The sequence below is a fragment of the Cupriavidus lacunae genome, assembly GCF_003353055.1.
In the GTDB taxonomy this organism is placed as follows: domain Bacteria; phylum Pseudomonadota; class Gammaproteobacteria; order Burkholderiales; family Burkholderiaceae; genus Cupriavidus; species Cupriavidus lacunae.
Genome location: NZ_QKWJ01000005.1, coordinates 175,100 through 192,380 on the forward strand (window position 1 = coordinate 175,100; position 17,281 = coordinate 192,380).

The 17,281-nt window shown below is 66.4% G+C and carries 15 protein-coding genes and 1 tRNA gene; 8 read left to right on the plus strand and 8 right to left on the minus strand.

Translation table 11 applies throughout. From position 1 onward, the window contains the following. Window positions 1-44 precede the first annotated feature (44 nt). Both DN412_RS07025 and DN412_RS07030 read left to right on the plus strand, forming a co-directional pair. A complete protein-coding gene (locus DN412_RS07025; protein ID WP_115013843.1) occupies window positions 45-1,025 on the plus strand; it encodes a tripartite tricarboxylate transporter substrate binding protein BugE in 981 nt (326 codons plus the stop codon). 320 nt (window positions 1,026-1,345) lie between these two features. Then, window positions 1,346-1,705, plus strand: a complete 360-nt coding sequence (locus DN412_RS07030) for a hypothetical protein (protein ID WP_115013844.1) — start codon at window positions 1,346-1,348, stop codon at window positions 1,703-1,705. Between the two features lie 92 nt (window positions 1,706-1,797). On the opposite strand, the gene DN412_RS07035 is transcribed toward DN412_RS07030, so the two are convergent. Then, on the minus strand, window positions 1,798-3,306 hold the full coding sequence (locus DN412_RS07035) for an acetyl-CoA hydrolase/transferase family protein (protein ID WP_115013845.1): 1,509 nt from the start codon (window positions 3,304-3,306) through the stop codon (window positions 1,798-1,800). 398 nt (window positions 3,307-3,704) lie between these two features. Between DN412_RS07035 and DN412_RS07040 the strand changes: the two genes are divergently transcribed. Continuing rightward, complete coding sequence (locus DN412_RS07040) at window positions 3,705-4,256, plus strand: MarR family winged helix-turn-helix transcriptional regulator (protein WP_115013846.1); 552 nt, start codon at window positions 3,705-3,707, stop codon at window positions 4,254-4,256. Between the two features lie 167 nt (window positions 4,257-4,423). Next, complete coding sequence (locus DN412_RS07045) at window positions 4,424-9,280, plus strand: NAD-glutamate dehydrogenase (RefSeq protein ID WP_115013847.1); 4,857 nt, start codon at window positions 4,424-4,426, stop codon at window positions 9,278-9,280. 23 nt (window positions 9,281-9,303) lie between these two features. Here DN412_RS07045 and DN412_RS07050 read toward each other — a convergent pair whose 3' ends face one another. Continuing rightward, on the minus strand, window positions 9,304-9,639 hold the full coding sequence (locus DN412_RS07050; RefSeq protein ID WP_115013848.1) for a hypothetical protein: 336 nt from the start codon (window positions 9,637-9,639) through the stop codon (window positions 9,304-9,306). Between the two features lie 486 nt (window positions 9,640-10,125). Further along, window positions 10,126-10,512 (minus strand): hypothetical protein, encoded by a 387-nt coding sequence (locus DN412_RS07060; RefSeq protein WP_115013850.1) that lies wholly within the window; start codon window positions 10,510-10,512, stop codon window positions 10,126-10,128. 207 nt (window positions 10,513-10,719) lie between these two features. Here DN412_RS07060 and DN412_RS07065 point away from each other — a divergent pair, with 207 nt between their 5' ends. From DN412_RS07065 to DN412_RS07080, 4 genes are all read left to right on the plus strand, one after another. Then, complete coding sequence (locus DN412_RS07065; protein ID WP_078195952.1) at window positions 10,720-10,980, plus strand: hypothetical protein; 261 nt, start codon at window positions 10,720-10,722, stop codon at window positions 10,978-10,980. Between the two features lie 43 nt (window positions 10,981-11,023). Further along, entirely contained in the window at window positions 11,024-11,530 is a 507-nt protein-coding gene (locus tag DN412_RS07070) for a cupin domain-containing protein (protein ID WP_115013851.1), read from the plus strand. 83 nt (window positions 11,531-11,613) lie between these two features. Next, window positions 11,614-11,997 carry a type II toxin-antitoxin system RelE family toxin gene (locus tag DN412_RS07075; protein ID WP_244222581.1) on the plus strand — a complete coding sequence of 128 codons (384 nt, stop codon included), beginning with the start codon at window positions 11,614-11,616 and terminating at the stop codon, window positions 11,995-11,997. Continuing rightward, the gene (locus DN412_RS07080) at window positions 11,994-12,374 is read left to right on the plus strand and encodes a helix-turn-helix domain-containing protein (RefSeq protein WP_115013853.1); all 381 of its coding nucleotides are present in this window, start codon (window positions 11,994-11,996) and stop codon (window positions 12,372-12,374) included. The genes DN412_RS07075 and DN412_RS07080 overlap by 4 nt, the downstream gene beginning before the upstream one ends. Before the next feature lie 140 nt (window positions 12,375-12,514). Here the strand turns inward: DN412_RS07080 and DN412_RS07085 are convergent. The 5 genes from DN412_RS07085 to pheS all read right to left on the minus strand — a co-directional run bounded on the left by DN412_RS07085 (window position 12,515) and on the right by pheS (window position 17,237). Continuing rightward, window positions 12,515-12,591 (minus strand) — tRNA-Pro (locus tag DN412_RS07085). 55 nt (window positions 12,592-12,646) lie between these two features. Continuing rightward, complete coding sequence (locus tag DN412_RS07090) at window positions 12,647-13,072, minus strand: MerR family transcriptional regulator (protein ID WP_115013854.1); 426 nt, start codon at window positions 13,070-13,072, stop codon at window positions 12,647-12,649. A gap of 116 nt (window positions 13,073-13,188) precedes the next feature. Next, window positions 13,189-13,599: an integration host factor subunit alpha gene (locus tag DN412_RS07095; protein WP_078195947.1), complete on the minus strand. Its 411-nt coding sequence runs from the start codon at window positions 13,597-13,599 to the stop codon at window positions 13,189-13,191. 101 nt (window positions 13,600-13,700) lie between these two features. After that, window positions 13,701-16,148, minus strand: a complete 2,448-nt coding sequence (gene pheT, locus DN412_RS07100) for a phenylalanine--tRNA ligase subunit beta (protein WP_115013855.1) — start codon at window positions 16,146-16,148, stop codon at window positions 13,701-13,703. Between the two features lie 57 nt (window positions 16,149-16,205). Beyond that, complete coding sequence (pheS, locus tag DN412_RS07105; protein WP_078195945.1) at window positions 16,206-17,237, minus strand: phenylalanine--tRNA ligase subunit alpha; 1,032 nt, start codon at window positions 17,235-17,237, stop codon at window positions 16,206-16,208. Window positions 17,238-17,281: the final 44 nt, after the last annotated feature.

A 17,281-nucleotide genomic window follows, 5' to 3' on the forward strand; every position in this document is an offset into this window, starting at 1 on the left:
AACCCGCCTGGCCAATCAGTGAAAGAAGAACACGGAGGCACCCTTTGAAAGCAGTCCTTAACGCCGGCGCAGCCGCCTGCATCGCCGCCCTTGGTCTGGCCCACGCCGGCCTGGCACAGGCCCAGTCCTACCCTACCAAGCCGATCCGCCTGATCGTGCCGTTCGCGGCCGGCGGCACCACCGACATCGTTGCGCGCGCGGTCTCCGAGGCACTGGGCCGCGAACTGGGCCAGCCGGTGGTGGTTGAAAACCGTGGCGGCGGCGGCGGCGCGATCGGCGCCGACGCGCTGGCCAAGTCCGCGCCGGACGGCTACACGCTGGGCATCGCCACCGTCAGCACCATGGCGACCAACCCCGCCACCAACCCGAAGAACCCCTACGACCCGCTCAAGGACTTCGCGCCGATCACCAACCTGGTCAACGTGCCCAACGTGCTGACGGTCAACCCGAAGGTGCCGGCCAAGACCCTGAAGGAATTCGTCGCGATGCTGAAGGCCAACCCGGGCAAGTACAGCTACGCCTCGGCCGGCAAGGGCAGCATCTCGCACCTGGATGGCGAGCTGTTCAAGGACATCACCAAGACCGACATGGTCCACATTCCCTATCGCGGATCGGGCCCGGCGCTGAACGACACGCTGGCCGGCCAGGTCAGTGCGCAGTTCGACAACCTGCCGTCGTCGATGCCCCATATCCAGGCCGGCAAGCTGCGCGCGCTGGCCGTGGCGGCGCCCAAGCGCGTCGAGGGCCTGCCTGACGTGCCGACCTTTGCCGAAGCTGGCATGAAGGACATGAACAACATGGCCTGGTACGGCTTGGTGGCCCCTGCCGGCACGCCGGCGGCAATCATCACGCGCGTGCACGACGCCGCGGTCAAGGCGCTGCAGGACCCGAACGCCAGGCGCCGCCTGGCTGACAGCGGCGCCTACACCGACGGCAACACCCCGGCGCAGTACACCGCGCAGATCAAGCGCGAACTGGACCTGCGCAAGAAGATCGCACACGACCAGAACATCACACTGGAATAAAACGGACGGGAAGAACCGTCCCGCGAGGGGTCACGACCGGCTGCCATGGCAGCCGGTTTTTTTTATGGCCGGCGCTTGAAAATGCACCCCAGGCCACACACATGTACTTAATTCCTGTTGCATTTGATCGCGCACAGTACGCCGGCAGCGCCGTCGGCGTTCAATACATGTAGAAGAAACTTTCACTTTGCGGACACGCGCTGGCTCGGTACATTTACCGGGTGCTCCGCAACGGGCGCCGGCAGTCGCCGGCCAACGTCCGGCCCCCAAACCGGTTTCGCGCAGGCGCTGCGCGGCCGTCATTCGCGAGGATTAGAAAGATGCTGAAGAAGACCGTTCCGACCCTGATCGTTGCAGCACTGGCCGCGCTGGGCGCGACACAGGTGTATGCGCAGAAGAACTACACCGAAGGCGGCGATCTCTACGGCGGCAGCCACACCAAGAAGGCCAGCCCGCACCAGAACCCGGCCAAGTCCGGCAAGTTCGACCCGTACACCGACGGCGCCAAGCAATCGACCAAATCGGAGCTGACCAATTCGGGCAAAAAGGTCGACCCGAATACGGATGGCGCCAAGGCCGGCAAGTTCGATCCGTACACCGACGGCGCCAAGGCCGGCAAGGCCGATCCCTACACCGACGGCGCCAAGGCGCCCGCCAGCCAGGGCGGCAAGGCGCAGTAAGCCCGCAGTAGACCTGCCCCGCCGCCAACCGGCGGCACCAAGGCAAACAGCCCGCTTGCGCGGGCTGTTTTGCTTTGCAGCGGCGGCTGGCCTCAGGCGGCCAGTGCCTGGGCCGGCTGCATGGTGCCGCGGTCGCGGAAACCGACATGCCAGGACAACGCCTCTTCCAGCAGGTGCGGGGTCTGGCCGCCGTGCTTGCTGGCGCGCCGGAAGTAGTCGCCCAGCAGTTTGCGGTATTGCGGGTCGGCGCAGTTGGCGATGATGGCGCGCGCGCGCTCGCGCGGCGCCAGGCCGCGCAAGTCGGCCAGGCCATGCTCGGTGACGATGATATCGACGTCGTGCTCGGTATGGTCCACGTGCGCCACCATTGGCACGATGCTGGAGATATTGCCGCCCTTGGCCACCGACTTGGTCACGAACACCGACAGGTGCGCATTGCGCGCAAAATCGCCGGAGCCGCCGATGCCGTTCATCATGTGCGTGCCGCCCACATGCGTCGAATTGACGTTGCCGTAGATGTCGCACTCCAGCGCCGTGTTGATGGTGATCAGACCCAGCCGGCGCAGGATCTCCGGATGGTTGCTGATCTCCTGCGGACGCAGCACCAGGCGCGAGCGATAGCGGTCCAGGTTCGACAGGAAGCGCTGGTAGACCTCGCGCGTCAGCGTCACCGACGAGGCCGAGGCAAAGGCCAGGCGCCCGGCATCCAGCAGTTCGATGGTGCTGTCCTGCAGCACCTCGGAATACATCTGCAGGTCGCGGAACGGTGAATCCACCATGCCGTGCAGCACCGCATTGGCAATGGTGCCGATGCCCGCCTGCAGCGGTTGCAGCGAGGCCGAGAGCCTGCCGGCGCGGACTTCGTGCAGCAGGAATTCATTGAAATGCCCCGCGATATGGCGCGTGTCGGCATCCGGCGGCAGCGCGTTGGACGGGCTGTCGTCCTTGGCGGTGATGACGATGGCGGCGATCTTTTCGGGATCGATGGGGATATACGGCAGGCCGATGCGCTGCTCTGGTGCAATCAACGGGATCGGCTGGCGGTACGGGCGCTGCACCGGGAAATAGATATCGTGCAGCCCTTCCAGCTCCAGCGGCATGTTCAGGTTGATCTCGACGATCACCTTGCGCGCCAGCATGGCGAAGCTGGCCGAGTTGCCGACCGAGGTGCTGGGGACGATGCCGCCCTGCTCGGTGATCGCCACCGCCTCCACCACCGCCACGTCCACCGGCGCGATCTGGCCCGAGCGCAGCTGTTCCACGGTCTCGGACAAGTGCTGGTCGATAAACATCACCTCGCCGGCGTTGATCTTGCGGCGTAGCGTCGCATCGGACTGGAACGGCAGGCGGCGCGCGATCACGTCCGCCTCCGCCAGCACCCGGTCAATGTCGTTGCCCAGCGAGGCGCCGGTCATCAGGGTGATGCGCAGCGGCTCGGTTGCCGCCCGCCGCGCCAGCGCGAACGGGACTTCCTTGCAGTCGCCCGCGCGCGTGAATCCGCTCATGCCTACCGTCATGCCGTCGCGGATCAGTGCGGCGGCCTTGTCGGCCGAGACTACCTTGTCATGAAGCCTGGCCAGGCGAATGCGTTCCTTGTACATCCTCATCTCCGGTCTGACGGCCGGGCCCGTGCCCGCGCCGCGCGCCCCGTGCTGGCCTGTAGGGCTGGTTGGCGGGGTCTTAGGCAGGCAGTGTAGCCAGCCGTCATTATTCCGGCTGTGATTTAAAGTCATGGCTGCCAGTCGCTTTATTCATACGTTGGCGCAGGCTGTGCGAGACGCGCGCGGCACTATGTCCTTGCGCCGGCTCAGGACATTCCCGCGGTGTCACAAAACTCGCAAAAGTTTCTGGTAGTGTCTCGCCCATCGGTCGACCCAGCCCGCCAGAGAGGCTGCGGCGTCCGTGCCGCCCGGGCCGGCCATGCTCCGGCCTTTCTGGCGCCCTTCAAGGGTGCACAGTGCATCGCAGTGGCGGCAAATCACAACAGGAGACGCCATTCATGCAGCCAAGACCACTCGAACCCAGCGAGCCGGTTGTCCTTGCCCTGGTTGATGCCGTAACCGCCTGGCAAAGTGCGTTGGAACAGACTCTGCGCGCTTCTGGCCTGGACTACGCCCAATGGCTGCTGCTGCGGGCCATTCGCCAGGGTGCCTTCGTGCGTGGCACGCCCCTGGCGGGACTGATGCCGATCGATGTCGCGCGATCCGAGACGATGCTGGATGAACTGCGGCGCGATGGCTGGATCGAGTATGCCGGGACCCAGGCGCCACGTATTGCGGAAAGCGCGGCCAGCCGGCTGCAGCGCACCGCGCAGGCCCTCAGTGCGCTGCACAGCGTGTCGGTGGCCCCGTTCAGTTCGCAGGAGCGCGCGGCGCTGGGCAGCCTGCTGGAGCGCATGAAGACCACGCTGGACGGCCACACGGCACGCCAGGTCCGCGCGGGCACCGAAGCTGCCCGGCAGGAATTACACGTGTCGCCCGCCCCCTGCCCTGGCCTGCCGCCGGTAGCACACCGCCCGGCCTGCTGCCCCACCCTCGCCGCGCGCTACTGAGCGCCACGCAAGCCGGTCCCGCGGGCTGCATCGGGACCGGTCCGCTGCTTTCCCTCGCCATTCCCGGTGTCCGCCACATTGTTGCGCCAGGCACGCGGTTTTTTCCTAAAGTATGAGCATGCCCCGGCACATGCCGCGGCGCCCCATCGACACTGCGAGGAGGGACTATGCCGCAGGAGAACGAAGACAAGGTCGCGCACCTGCTGGACGAACTGGCCAGCTTCGCGCGCGAGCGGCTGCCCGCGGCGATGTTCAGCGTGGTCGAGCCCTTCCTGCTGCACTACTACGACCAGGCCGACGCCGAGGACCTGCTGCAGAGCGAAGTCGCCGACCTCTATGGGGCGGTGATGGCGCACTGGCAGACGGCGCAGAAATTCACCCCCGGCAGCGCGCGCATCCGCGTCTACAACCCCAACCTGGAAGAGCACGGCTGGCACTCTGACCACACCGTGGTCGAAATCGTCAACGACGACATGCCCTTCCTGGTGGATTCGGTGACGATGGAGATCAACCGCCAGGGACTGGCCCTGCATTCGGCCATCCATCCGGTGTTCCGGGTCTGGCGCGGCGCGGGCGGCGGCATCGAGCGGATCGCACCGGGCGGCGCCGGCAAGGCCGGCGACAACTCGCGCCTGGAATCCTTTATCCATTTCGAGATCGACCGCAGCGGCGAAGCCGCCCGGCTGGAGACGCTGCGCAGCGGCATCGCACAGGTGCTGGTCGACGTGCGCGCGGCGGTGGAAGACTGGCCGCAGATGTGCGACATCACCCGGACCACCATCAGTGCGATGGCGCAGGCGCCGGACGCGGCCTCGCCGGACAGCGTCGAGGCGCGCGCCTTCCTGGAATGGATGATGGACGACCACTTCTCCTTCCTCGGACAGCGCGACTACCAGCTGGTGTCGCAGGACGGGCGCTATTTCCTGCGCGGCGTGGCGGGCTCCGGCGCGGGCATCCTGCGCGAAAGCCTGCGCGAGCCCGATGCCGAAGACGTCACCCTGCTGCCCGCGGCGGCCACGGCGATCATCGAAGGCAGCTTGCCGATCTTCCTGACCAAGGCCAATTCGCGCGCCACCGTGCACCGGCCCGGCTATCTCGACTATGTCGGCATCAAGCTGCTCGATGAAAACGGGAAGCTGTTCGGCGAACGGCGCTTCGTCGGCCTGTACACCTCGACGGCCTACATGGTGCCGATCGCGGAGATCCCGCTGGTGCGGCGCAAGTGCGCCAATATCCTGGCGCGCGCCGGCTTCCTCGCCAAGGGTCACCTGTACAAATCGCTGGTGACCATCCTCGAGCAATACCCGCGCGATGAACTGTTCCAGGCGACAGAGGATGAACTGTTCGACATCACCACCGGCATCCTGCGGCTGCAGGAGCACCAGCGCACGCGGCTCTTTGTGCGGCGCGACCGCTTCGACCGCTTTGTCTCATGCCTGGTGTTCGTGCCGCGCGACAAGTACAACACCGACCTGCGCCAGAAGATCCAGAAGCTGCTGACCGCGGCCTTTCACGGCACCAGTTGCGAGTTCACGCCGCTGCTGTCGGAATCGCCGCTGGCGCGCATCCAGCTGACCGTGCGCGGCGAGCCCGGCAGCATGCCGCACGTCGACACGCACGAGCTTGAGGCGCGCATCGTCCACGCCAGCCGCCGCTGGCAGGACGACCTCGCCGAGGCCCTGCACGAAAGCCACGGCGAAGAGCAAGGCAACCGGCTGCTGCAGCGCTATGGCGGCTCGTTCCCCGCGGGCTACCGTGAAGACTATCCGGCCCGCACCGCGGTACGCGATATCGAGCTGATGGAGCACGCGCTGCGCGGCAATGGCATGGCGATGAACCTGTACCGCCCGATCGAGGCCGCGCCGGGGGCATTCCGCTTCAAGGTGTACCGCGCCGGCGAGCCGATCGCGCTGTCGCTGAGCCTGCCGATGCTGGAGCACCTGGGCGTGCGCGTGGATGAGGAACGTCCCTATCTGATCGAGCCCGACAGTGGCGTACCGGTATGGATCCACGACTTCGGGCTGGAGATCGCCGACAGCGGCGGCGCGGCGGAGTTCGACATCGCGCGCGTCAAGGCGCTGTTCGAGGATGCGTTCTCGCGCGCGTGGCACGGCGAGATCGAGAACGACGACCTCAACCGGCTGGTGCTGCGCGCCGAGCTGGCCGCGCGCGACGTCACTATCCTGCGAGCCTACGCCCGCTACCTGCGCCAAGTGGGGTCAACCTTCAGCGACGCCTATATCGAACGCGCGCTGACCGGCAACGCCGCCATTGCCGCGATGCTGGTCGCGCTGTTCGTGGCGCGCTTCGACACCTTCAGCCAGGTGGCCACCGACACCGCCCGCCAGGCGCGCTGCGACAAGCTGCTGGCCGACATCGGCGCGGCGCTGGACAAGGTGCCGAACCTGGACGAAGACCGCATCCTGCGGCTCTTCCTGGGCGTGATCAGCGCCACCGTGCGCACCAACTATTTTCATCGCGGCGAGGAAGGCCAGCCGCGCCCGTACCTGTCGTTCAAGTTCAATCCCGCGCTGGTGCCCGGCCTGCCCGAGCCGCGCCCGATGTTCGAGATCTGGGTCTACTCGCCGCGCGTGGAAGGCGTGCACCTGCGCGGCGGGCGCGTGGCGCGCGGCGGGCTGCGCTGGTCGGACCGGCGCGAGGACTTCCGCACCGAAGTGCTGGGCCTGATGAAGGCGCAGATGGTCAAGAACACGGTGATCGTGCCGGTGGGTTCCAAGGGCGGCTTCGTGGTCAAGCGCCCGCCCCCGCCCACCGACCGCGATGCCTTCCTGCAGGAGGGCATTGCCTGCTACCAGACCTTCCTGCGCGGGCTGCTGGACCTGACCGACAACCTCGTCGGCGGCCAGCTGGTGCCGCCGCCCGAGGTGGTGCGCCACGACGACAACGATCCCTACCTGGTGGTCGCCGCCGACAAGGGCACCGCCACGTTCTCGGACTTCGCCAATGCGATCTCGGCCGAGTATGGCTTCTGGCTCGGCGATGCCTTCGCCTCAGGCGGCTCGGTCGGCTATGACCACAAGAAGATGGCCATCACCGCGCGCGGCGCGTGGGAATCGGTCAAGCGGCATTTCCGCGAGATGGGCGTCGATATCCAGACCACCGACTTCACCGTGGCCGGCATCGGCGACATGTCGGGCGACGTGTTCGGCAACGGCATGCTGCTGTCGCCGCATATCCGGCTGGTGGCGGCCTTCGACCACCGGCATGTCTTCCTCGACCCCGATCCGGATACGGCGCGCAGCCTGCAGGAACGCACGCGGCTGTTCGGCCTGCCGCGCTCGAGCTGGGCAGACTACGACGCCACGCTGATTTCCGCCGGCGGCGGCATCTATCCGCGCAGCGCCAAGACCATCCCGCTGTCGCCGCAGGTGCAGGCGGTGCTGGGCATCACGGCGGCGGCGCTGTCGCCGGCCGAACTGATCCACGCGATCCTGATGGCGCCGGTGGACCTGCTCTACAACGGCGGCATCGGCACCTACGTCAAGTCCAGCCATGAAACCCACCTGCAGGCCGGCGACCGCACCAACGACGCGGTGCGCGTCAACGGCAACGACCTGCGCTGCAAGGTGGTCGGCGAAGGCGGCAACCTGGGCTTCACCCAGCTGGGCCGCATCGAGTTCGCGCGCAAGGGCGGGCGCATCAACACCGACGCCATCGACAACTCGGCCGGCGTGGACTGCTCGGACCATGAGGTCAATATCAAGATCCTGCTCGGGCTGGTGGTTGCCGACGGCGAGATGACCGAGAAGCAGCGCAACAAGCTGCTGGCCGAGATGACCGACGAGGTCGGCCTGCTGGTGCTGCAGGACAACTACTACCAGACCCAGGCGCTGTCCGTGGCCGGGCGCAGCAGCACCGCGCTGCTCGACGGCGAGGCACGGCTGGTACGCTGGCTGGAACGCGCCGGGCGGCTCAACCGCGCGCTGGAGTTCCTGCCGTCGGACGAGGAAATCGCCGAGCGCAAGCTTGCCAGCGAAGGCCTGGCGTCGCCCGAGCGCGCCGTGCTGCTGGCCTACAGCAAGATGTGGCTGTACGACGAGCTGCTGGGCTCCGACGTGCCCGAAGACGCGCTGGTCTCCGGCCTGCTTGCCGACTACTTCCCGGTGCCGCTGCGCCAGCGCTATGGCGAGGCCATGCAGCGCCACCCGCTGCGCCGCGAGATCCTGTCGACGCACCTGACCAATATGCTGGTCAACCGCATCGGCGCCACCTTCGTGCACCGGATCATGGAAGAGACCGACGCGCGCCCGGCCGATATCGTGCGCGCCTGCCTGATCGCGCGCGATGTGTTCGGGCTGACCACGCTGTGGCAGGAAATCGATGCGCTTGACAACCGCGTCGCCGACGCCGAGCAGGCGCGCATGTTCGGCGCCGTGGCGCTGCTGCTGGAGCGCGCCTGCCTGTGGTTCATCCGTTATCTGCGCAGCGGCAGCAAGGCCCCCGAGGACCTGGCGCGCTTTGGAAAGGCGGCGCAGTGGCTGGTGCCGGAACTGCCGCGGCTGCTGCCGCAGGCCGATGCCGCGGCGATGACGGAGCGTACCAGGGCGCTGACGGACGCAGGCGTCGACGAGGCGCTGGCCGTGCGCGTGGCGGGCAGCGAAACCTCCGCCGCCGCGCTCGACATCGCCGAAGTGGCGACGGCATGCGAACGCAGCCTGAATCTGGTGGCAGGGGTCTATTTCGCGCTGGACAGCCACCTGAGCTTCAGCTGGCTGCGCGAGCGCGCGCTGGCGCTGCCTTCGGACACGCACTGGGACCTGCTGGCACGCACGACCACGCTGGAAGACCTGGGGCGGCTCAAGCGCGCGCTGACGGTCAGCGTGCTGTCGCAGGCGGGCGAGCTCGATACGCCTGACGCCATGATCGACGCCTGGCGTGCCAGCCGCCACGGCGCGCTCGAACGCTTCACGCGCATGCTGGCGGACCAGCGCGCCTCGGGGGCCGCGGGGTTGTCGATGCTGTCGGTGGCGGTGCGCGAGATCGGCATGCTGGAGCGCGGCTGACGCCGCGCCTGCCGGCGGGCAGCTTACTCGTCCGTGTCGATGTCCGCATCGGCATCGACACCGCGCGCGCGCAATTCCAGGCCGAGCAGGATCAGCAGCTCGAACGCATCGGACAGCAGGTGCTTCTGCCTGGGCAGCAGGCTGGCGTACGGCATGTCATAGATCGACTGGTGCGCGGCGCGCTCGCCCTTCAGGCCGCGGTCGCGCGCGATATCCGACAGCAGCGCGGCAAACCCGGAAAGGTCCTGCGCCGCCAGCGCCGAATTCAATACCTTCGCGATGACATCCGGCGAAGCGCTGGCCCAGCCCATGCGTTCAGCATTGGAAGCGGAGTCTTGGGGGAGGTCGGCAAAGTCCATGGTGTGTTTAACGGTCCTGCCCAGACTAGCTTAAGGCGCCAACGATGTGAATTTGACCCCACACAGGTGGGGTGACTTGGCCGGCCCCCGGATGGCATTAGCGCGGTGCCGGCTTTGAGCGGGCCTTAGGGGCCTTAGGGGCCGGCTTTGGGGCCGGCTTTTCAGGAGACTTTTCTGCAGCCTTTGCGGGCACCTGGCGGTAGACCGTGCTGCCATCGCGCGTCGTGCGTGCCTCGACGTGGTTGCGTGCGCCGCATTGCGGGCAACGGAACACCGGCCCCTGCCCCTCATTGCGGATCTGGACCTCGTCCAGCTCCCAGCGTGCGCCGCAAGCCTGGTTCCCACAAACAAACATGAATACTCCTGGAAAGTTACGCCAATAGTGTGTCCGGGGCGTGATCCGGGGCGGATATCGCCCACAATTCAGGCGGCCCGCACTTGCTCCGCCGCGATTATCAGGCCAGTCGTCCGGCGGCGGGGCGAATTTCAACCGTTGCGCTGCACCCATTGCCGCGCCCACGCAATCGCCGCGGAGCGCGACTCCTCGGCCGTCATATGCGTGGTCGGCGGCCCACCGCCCTCCAGCACCACGGCGCCCGACTCCCAGATATCGCACAGGGCCTTGAACCGCCCCATGCCCAGCGCATGGCAGAAGACATGGATGACGAAGCCGCGGTACTCCACCACATCGGTGGCATCTACGGTCAGCGCCTGGTCCGCGGTGGCATCGGACGGCACCATCGCCGCATCGCGCTGGCGCAGCACCCGCTCCTGCGTGGCGGTGCGCACCAGCATCGCGCAGGCACCGCCCACCACCGCGCCAAGCGCCATGCCCAAGCCGAACCAGCAAGCCTTGCTTCCGCACCTCGCCATGGCATCCCCCGTAGCGACCCGGCCAGTCGTGGCACGACGGTGTTGTGCGACCGGCCCTGGTTTCAGGTTATACCAATCCGCGGCGACACCGCTTGCAACCGGCCGGCGGCTCGTGTGAGCCGATGCCCGAAAAATGAGAATCGAGGGGGATGACCGAACCGCAGGCCAGGACTATACTGTACATCCATACAGTATCAGGACATCGCCATGCCCTTGTACCAGTCCGATTCCATCCTGCTCGAAGCCTACTATTTTGGCGACGACACCGAATCCCTGCGCCTGCCTTGCGGCAGTGTTTGCGTGAACGCCGGCGCCATCGTCGTCGACGGCATCGAGCTACGCCAGTTGCAGTCCCTGCGCTGGACGCCCGACTTCCTCTCCTTCGACGCCCAGGGCACCCGCCACCGCTATCCAGTGAGCCGCCCGGCGCTGGTCGGCCCGGGGCAGGCACGCTTCGCGCTGCTCTAAGCTACGCCTTCCGCCTCCCCGATGCGCCACGCGCCCTGCCCCCATGCCAGACCTCAGCCTGACCGCCCGCCAACTGATCCGCTCCCTCGACCTGCAGCCGCATCCGGAAGGCGGCTATTACCGCGAAACCTATCGCAGCGAAGAACGGGTCGCATGCCAGGACGGACGCACCCGCGAAGCCTGCACCGCGATCCACTACATGCTGTGCGGCAACGATTATTCCGCATGGCACCGAATCCGGTCCGACGAACTGTGGCACTTCCACGCCGGCTCGCCCGTGGACGTGCACCGGATCGTGGACGGCGCCATCGTCACGCAGCGCCTGGGCGACCCGCTGCGGCATCCCGGCGCGGCCTTCCAGGCGATGGTGCCGGCCGGCCAATGGTTTGCCGCCGAGCGCGTGGATCCGGACGACGGCGTCGACTTTGCCCTGGTCGGCTGCACCGTGGCGCCGGCCTTCCAGTTCAGCGAGTTCGAGCTAGCCGACGCAGCGACGCTTGCCGGGCTGGCGAGCGGACATGACGCGCTGTTGCACAGGCTGTCGCGATAGCCGCCGCTTAAAAAAAACAGCCCGCCGCGGCGGGGTGCGGGCGGGCCGATGAGTACAGCGGGCCCAGTCTACGCCGGAGAGCAATGGCGCCATGGCAAGAGAACCCGGGTATCCCGGGGGCTTTTTCTGCTTTTCCGGCCCTGACCACGCTGAAATTCGACCCGCGATATCTCTTTGCCAAAAAAGTTAGCAGTTTGCTAATATTCCACGTGCACGCCATCGAATTCAGCAGGCAAGCCGCACAAGCCCTCAAGGCAATGCCCCGGAACGTTGCGACAATCATCCGCACCAAGCTCGACGCGCTTGCGGCCGATCCTTACGCTCCAAACCCGAATGCCCGAAAGTTGGCCGGTCGTGATGGCTACCGCTTGCGCGTGGGCGACTGGCGCGTGCTGTACCAGATCGAGCATGGCCGGCTGGTGATCATGGTGCTGGCAATCAAACCGCGTGGAGGCGCCTACCAATGACAGAGATCCAATTCATCGAACGCGATGGACACCGTGAATTCGCGGTGGTGCCCATTGAAATCTGGGATCGGGTGAAGCATCTCTTCGAAGATCTTGACGACGTAGCGCTGTTCGACGCTGCCAGGGCGCGGGACGACGGCGTGCGCATCCCGGCGGCAGTCGTCGATGCTGAACTGGCCGGCGACCACCCCATCAAGGCCTGGCGCGAATACCGTCGCATGACACAGGACGCCGTGGCCACTGCGGCCGGCTTGAGCACGCCTTACCTGAGCCAACTCGAGAACCGCAAGCGCGATGGCACCATCGAGGTGTTGCAGAAAATTGCTGCCGCGCTCGACGTGCCGATGGATCTGCTGGTGGAACCCAACGGCGGGTAAGCCACCCCGGACCTCACGGCGCCGCTGCGGGCATCGCAACGGGCATTGGGCACGCCCGTATCCCGTTGCGGCACATTGGCAAACGCCGCGCAAACAAAATAAAAAAACCCGCTTGGTTATTCACCAAGCGGGTCTCTGTCTGGTCGGGGCGAGAGGATTTGAACCTCCGACCACCTGCACCCCATGCAGGTACGCTACCAGGCTGCGCTACGCCCCGAAGCAAAAGATTATAGCAGAAGCATTTCCCGTATGACTAGCGGCTGACGTCGAAATTATCCATGCTTCGCAATCTCACGCAATTGCGCAAGCAGGTGCTGGACTTCGACCAGTTCGTTGCGCAAGCCGGCGATGTCGACCGACAGTGCCGTTGCGCTTTCGTCGCTGGATTCCACGGCCTCCTGGACTGCCGTTGTCGCGCTGTGGTGGCGGCCTTCATCGAGGCGGTTGCGTGCGCCGTTGATGGTGAAGCCTTGCTCGTACAGCAGGTCGCGGATGCGCCGGATCAGCAGGACTTCATGGTGCTGGTAGTAGCGGCGGTTGCCGCGGCGCTTGACCGGCTTGAGCTGCGTGAACTCCTGCTCCCAATAGCGCAGGACGTGCGGCTTGACGGCGCAAAGCTCGCTCACCTCACCGATGGTGAAGTAGCGCTTGGCCGGGATCGGCGGCAACGCGATGCGGTCGCTGGATTTGTCCGACATGTGGTGTGTAGACGAGCGTCAGGCCATGCCGGCCATGAGGTTGGGGCGCATCAGGTGCGCGCCCAGAAGAATACCGATGCCGGCCGCGGGAAGCAATCCGCCGTTCGGGGGACGCGTCAGCCGTCGATGCCGGCGCGTTCTTCCACCAGGCCCTTGAGCTTCTGGCTGGCGTGGAACGTCACCACGCGGCGCGCGGTGATCGGGATGACTTCGCCGGTCTTGGGATTGCGGCCGGGCCGCTGCGGCTTGTCGCGCAACTGGAAGTTGCCGAAGCCGGACAGCTTGACGCTGTCGCCCTGCTCCAGCGCTTCGCGGATGACGTCGAAGAAGGCTTCGACCATGTCCTTCGATTCGCGCTTGTTCAGGCCCACCTGGTCGAACAGCATCTCGGCGAGCTCGGCCTTGGTCAGCGTGGGAACTTCGGTCGCGCGGGCGTCCGGCATTGCATCGTCAAGGGAGGAAGCCTGCCGGTCGCTCATCTCACCCAGTGCTGCAGCGGTCATGGAATTCGCGTCTCGATCATTCATGTCGATCGCTCAAGTGTGTGTCTGGCGATCCGCCCGGGGCAAGCCCGGGCGCCCTTGTTTATCGTGTGTCCGTCGCGTACTTGTCGCGTACTGGCGATGGCTTAGCCGCGCAGCCGGGCCTGGAAGGCCTCTGTCAGCGCGTCGACCATGCAGCGCACTGCGCTGTCGACGGTTTCGTCCTGGAGGGTCGACCCAGTATCTTGCAAGGTCACCCGGAACGCAAGGCTTTTCTCGTCCGCGCCAATGGCCGTGGAAGCGCCCTTGGGACGGAACTCGTCGAACAGCACGAGGCTCTGGCAGTAGCGGCCGTAGCCCTGTTTTTCCAGTGCCGCGCGCATGGCGTCGAGCAGGTCCTGCACGCGTACCGTCTGCTTCACGACCACGGCCAGGTCGCGCACGGCGGCCGGGAACTTGGAGATCTCGGTGTACACCGGCAGGCCGGTGTCGCGCAGCGCGTCGAGCTGCAGTTCGAACAGCACCGGCGCATGCGCCAGCTCGTACTCCTGCAGCCAGCGCGGATGCAGCTCGCCGACCACGCCAACCGGCTGGCCGTCGAGCAGCACGCGCGCGGCGCGGCCCGGATGCAGCGCCGGGTGCGACACCGGCTCGAAGCGCGGCACGCGCGGATGGAACAGCGCCTCGACATCGCCCTTGATGTCGAAGTAGTCGACATTGCGCGTGGGGATGCCCCATTGCTCCTCGAAGGCCGGGCCGTAGGCAATGCCTGCGGCCATCATCGGCTGGTCATAGCCGGCCACCGTCAGGCCACCGTCCTTCACGTCGGCATCGCGATGGAACACGCGGCCCACTTCGAACAGGCGCACGCGCGCGGCCTTGCGGTTGAGGTTGTAGCGCACCTTGTCGACCAGCCCGCCGATCAGCGTCGAGCGCATCACCGCGAGCTGGCTGGCGATCGGGTTCAGCAGGCGGATCGGGTTGTCGTTGGCGGCGAAGTCGCGCTCCCACTTCTCTTCGACGAAGGCGAAGTTGATCACTTCCTGGTAGTCGCGCGCGGCCACGGCATGGCGCACCACGTGGGTGGAGCGACGGGCCTCGTTGGTCGGGCGCATCTCGCTTTCGGCGATCGGCGGGCGTGCCGGGATGCGCTCGAAGCCGTAGATGCGGGCCACTTCCTCGATCAGGTCTTCCTCGATCTCGATATCAAAGCGGTAGCTCGGCGGCGTGACTTCGAACACTTCGCCCTCCGCGCCCTGCGTGCGCGTGAACGGCAACTGCAGTCGCTGGAACACATCGGCGATGGCCGCCGGCGACAGTTCGATGCCGAGCACGCGCTCGGCGCGCGCCACGCGCAGGCTGACCGGCTTGCGCTGCGGCAGGTTGACGACGTGGTCGTCCACCGGGCCGGCCTGGCCACCGCAGATCTCAAGGATCAGCGCGGTGATGCGTTCGATATGCTCGACCGTGGTGGCATAGTCCACGCCGCGCTCGAAGCGATGTCCGGCGTCGGTCGAGAAGTTGTAGCGGCGACCACGGCCCTGGATCGCAGCGGGCCACCAGAATGCGGCCTCGAGATAGATATCCGTGGTGTCCAGTGTCACGGCGGTGCTGTCGCCGCCCATGATGCCGGCCAGGCTCTCGATTTCCTTGTCATCGGCGATCACGCCAACCTGCTCGTCGATCTCGATGGTGTTGCCGTTGAGCAGCTTGATCTGCTCGCCCTTGCGGCCCCAGCGCACGTCCAGGCCGCCGTGGATCTTGTTCAGGTCGAACACGTGCGACGGACGGCCCAGCTCCAGCATCACGTAGTTGGAGATATCGACCAGCGCGGAAACACTGCGCTGGCCCGAGCGCTCCAGGCGCTGCACCATCCATGCGGGCGTGGCCGCGCGCGCGTTGACGCCGCGGATCACGCGGCCGGAGAAGCGGCCGCACAGGTCCGGGGCCGATACCTTGACCGGCAGCTTGTCCTGGATCGTCACCGCCACCGGCTTCATCTCGGGCAGGGTCAGCGTGGCGCCGGTCAGTGCCGACACTTCACGCGCCACGCCGTGGATCGACAGGCAGTCGGCCTTGTTCGGCGTGAGCTTGATGACGAAGACCTGGTCGTCCAGGTCGAGGTACTGGCGGATGTCCTGGCCGATCGGCGCGTCTTCCGGCAGCACCATCAGGCCACCGTGGTCTTCCGACAGCTTCAGCTCGCGCGCCGAGCACAGCATGCCGTAGCTGTCCACGCCGCGCAGCTTGCCAACCTTGATCTCGAACGGCTTGCCGCCGTCCTCGGACGGGGGCAGCACGGCGCCAACCAGTGCGCACGGCACCAGGATGCCCGGCTTGACGTTGGGCGCGCCGCAGACGATCTGCAGGGTCTCGCCGGTGCCGGCATCGACCTGGCACACGTTGAGACGGTCGGCGTTGGGATGGCGCTCGGTCGACAGCACGCGCGCGACCACGATCTTGTCGAACGGCGGCGCGACCGGTCCCACCTCTTCCACTTCCAGCCCTGCCATGGTCAGGGTATGCGACAGCGCGTCGGTGGAGATCTTTTCAGGGTTGGCGAAGGTGCGAAGCCAGGATTCCGAGAATTGCATGGCGCTTCTGATCCGGTAAGTATTCTGTGTAGTCGGTGACGAGTGAGACGCGGTGCGTCAGGCGAACTGGCGCAGGAAGCGCACGTCGCCCTCGAAGAACAGGCGCAGGTCGTTGATGCCGTAGCGCAGCATGGTCAGCCGCTCCAGGCCGGAGCCGAACGCGAAGCCGATGTAGCGCTCGGGATCGAGGCCCATATTGCGCAGCACGTTCGGATGCACCTGGCCCGAACCGGAAATCTCCAGCCATTTTCCATTGCCGAAGGCCATGTCGATCTCCGCCGACGGCTCGGTGAACGGGAAGTACGACGGGCGGAAGCGCACCTGGATATCGTCGCGCTCGAAGAACTTGCGCAGGAAGTCGGTGTACACGCCCTTGAGGTCGGCAAAGCTGACGTCCTCGCCGATCCACAGGCCTTCGACCTGGTTGAACATGGGCGAGTGCGTGGCGTCGCTGTCCACGCGATAGGTGCGGCCCGGGCAGATTACCTTGATCGGCGGCATCGCCTTGCCGGCGTACTTCTCCACGTGCATTTTGGCGTAGCGCACCTGCATCGGGCTGGTGTGCGTGCGCAGGAGCAGCAGCTTGTCTTCGCTGTCGCGGCCGTCGACGTAGAAGGTGTCCTGCATCGAACGCGCCGGATGGTTGTCCGGGTTGTTCAGCGCGGTGAAGTTCATCCAGTCGGTCTCGATCTCGGGGCCGTCGGCCACATCAAAGCCGATCGAGCCGAAGATCTGTTCCACCCGCTCCCACGTGCGCATCACCGGGTGCAGGCTGCCGCGGCTGACCGCGCGGCCAGGCAGCGTGACATCAATGGCCTCGGCGGCCAGGCGCGCGTTCATCAGCGCATCGGCCAGCGCCTGGCGACGTGCCTGCAGCGCGGCTTCGACCTGCTGCTTGATCTGGTTGATGCGGGCGCCTTCGCTCTTGCGGGTTTCCGGGTCGAGCTTGCCGAGGCCCTTGAGCAGTTCGGTCAGCGCGCCGGTCTTGCCCAGGAAGCGGGCCTTTTCGTTTTCCAGCGTGGCGTTGTCGTTGGCGGCTGCGAAGGCGGCCTGGGCATCGGCGACAATTTGATCCAGATCCTGAGACATGGCGGCGGTCGTGGAATTTTGGCGTCGGGCCGGTACGCCCGGTC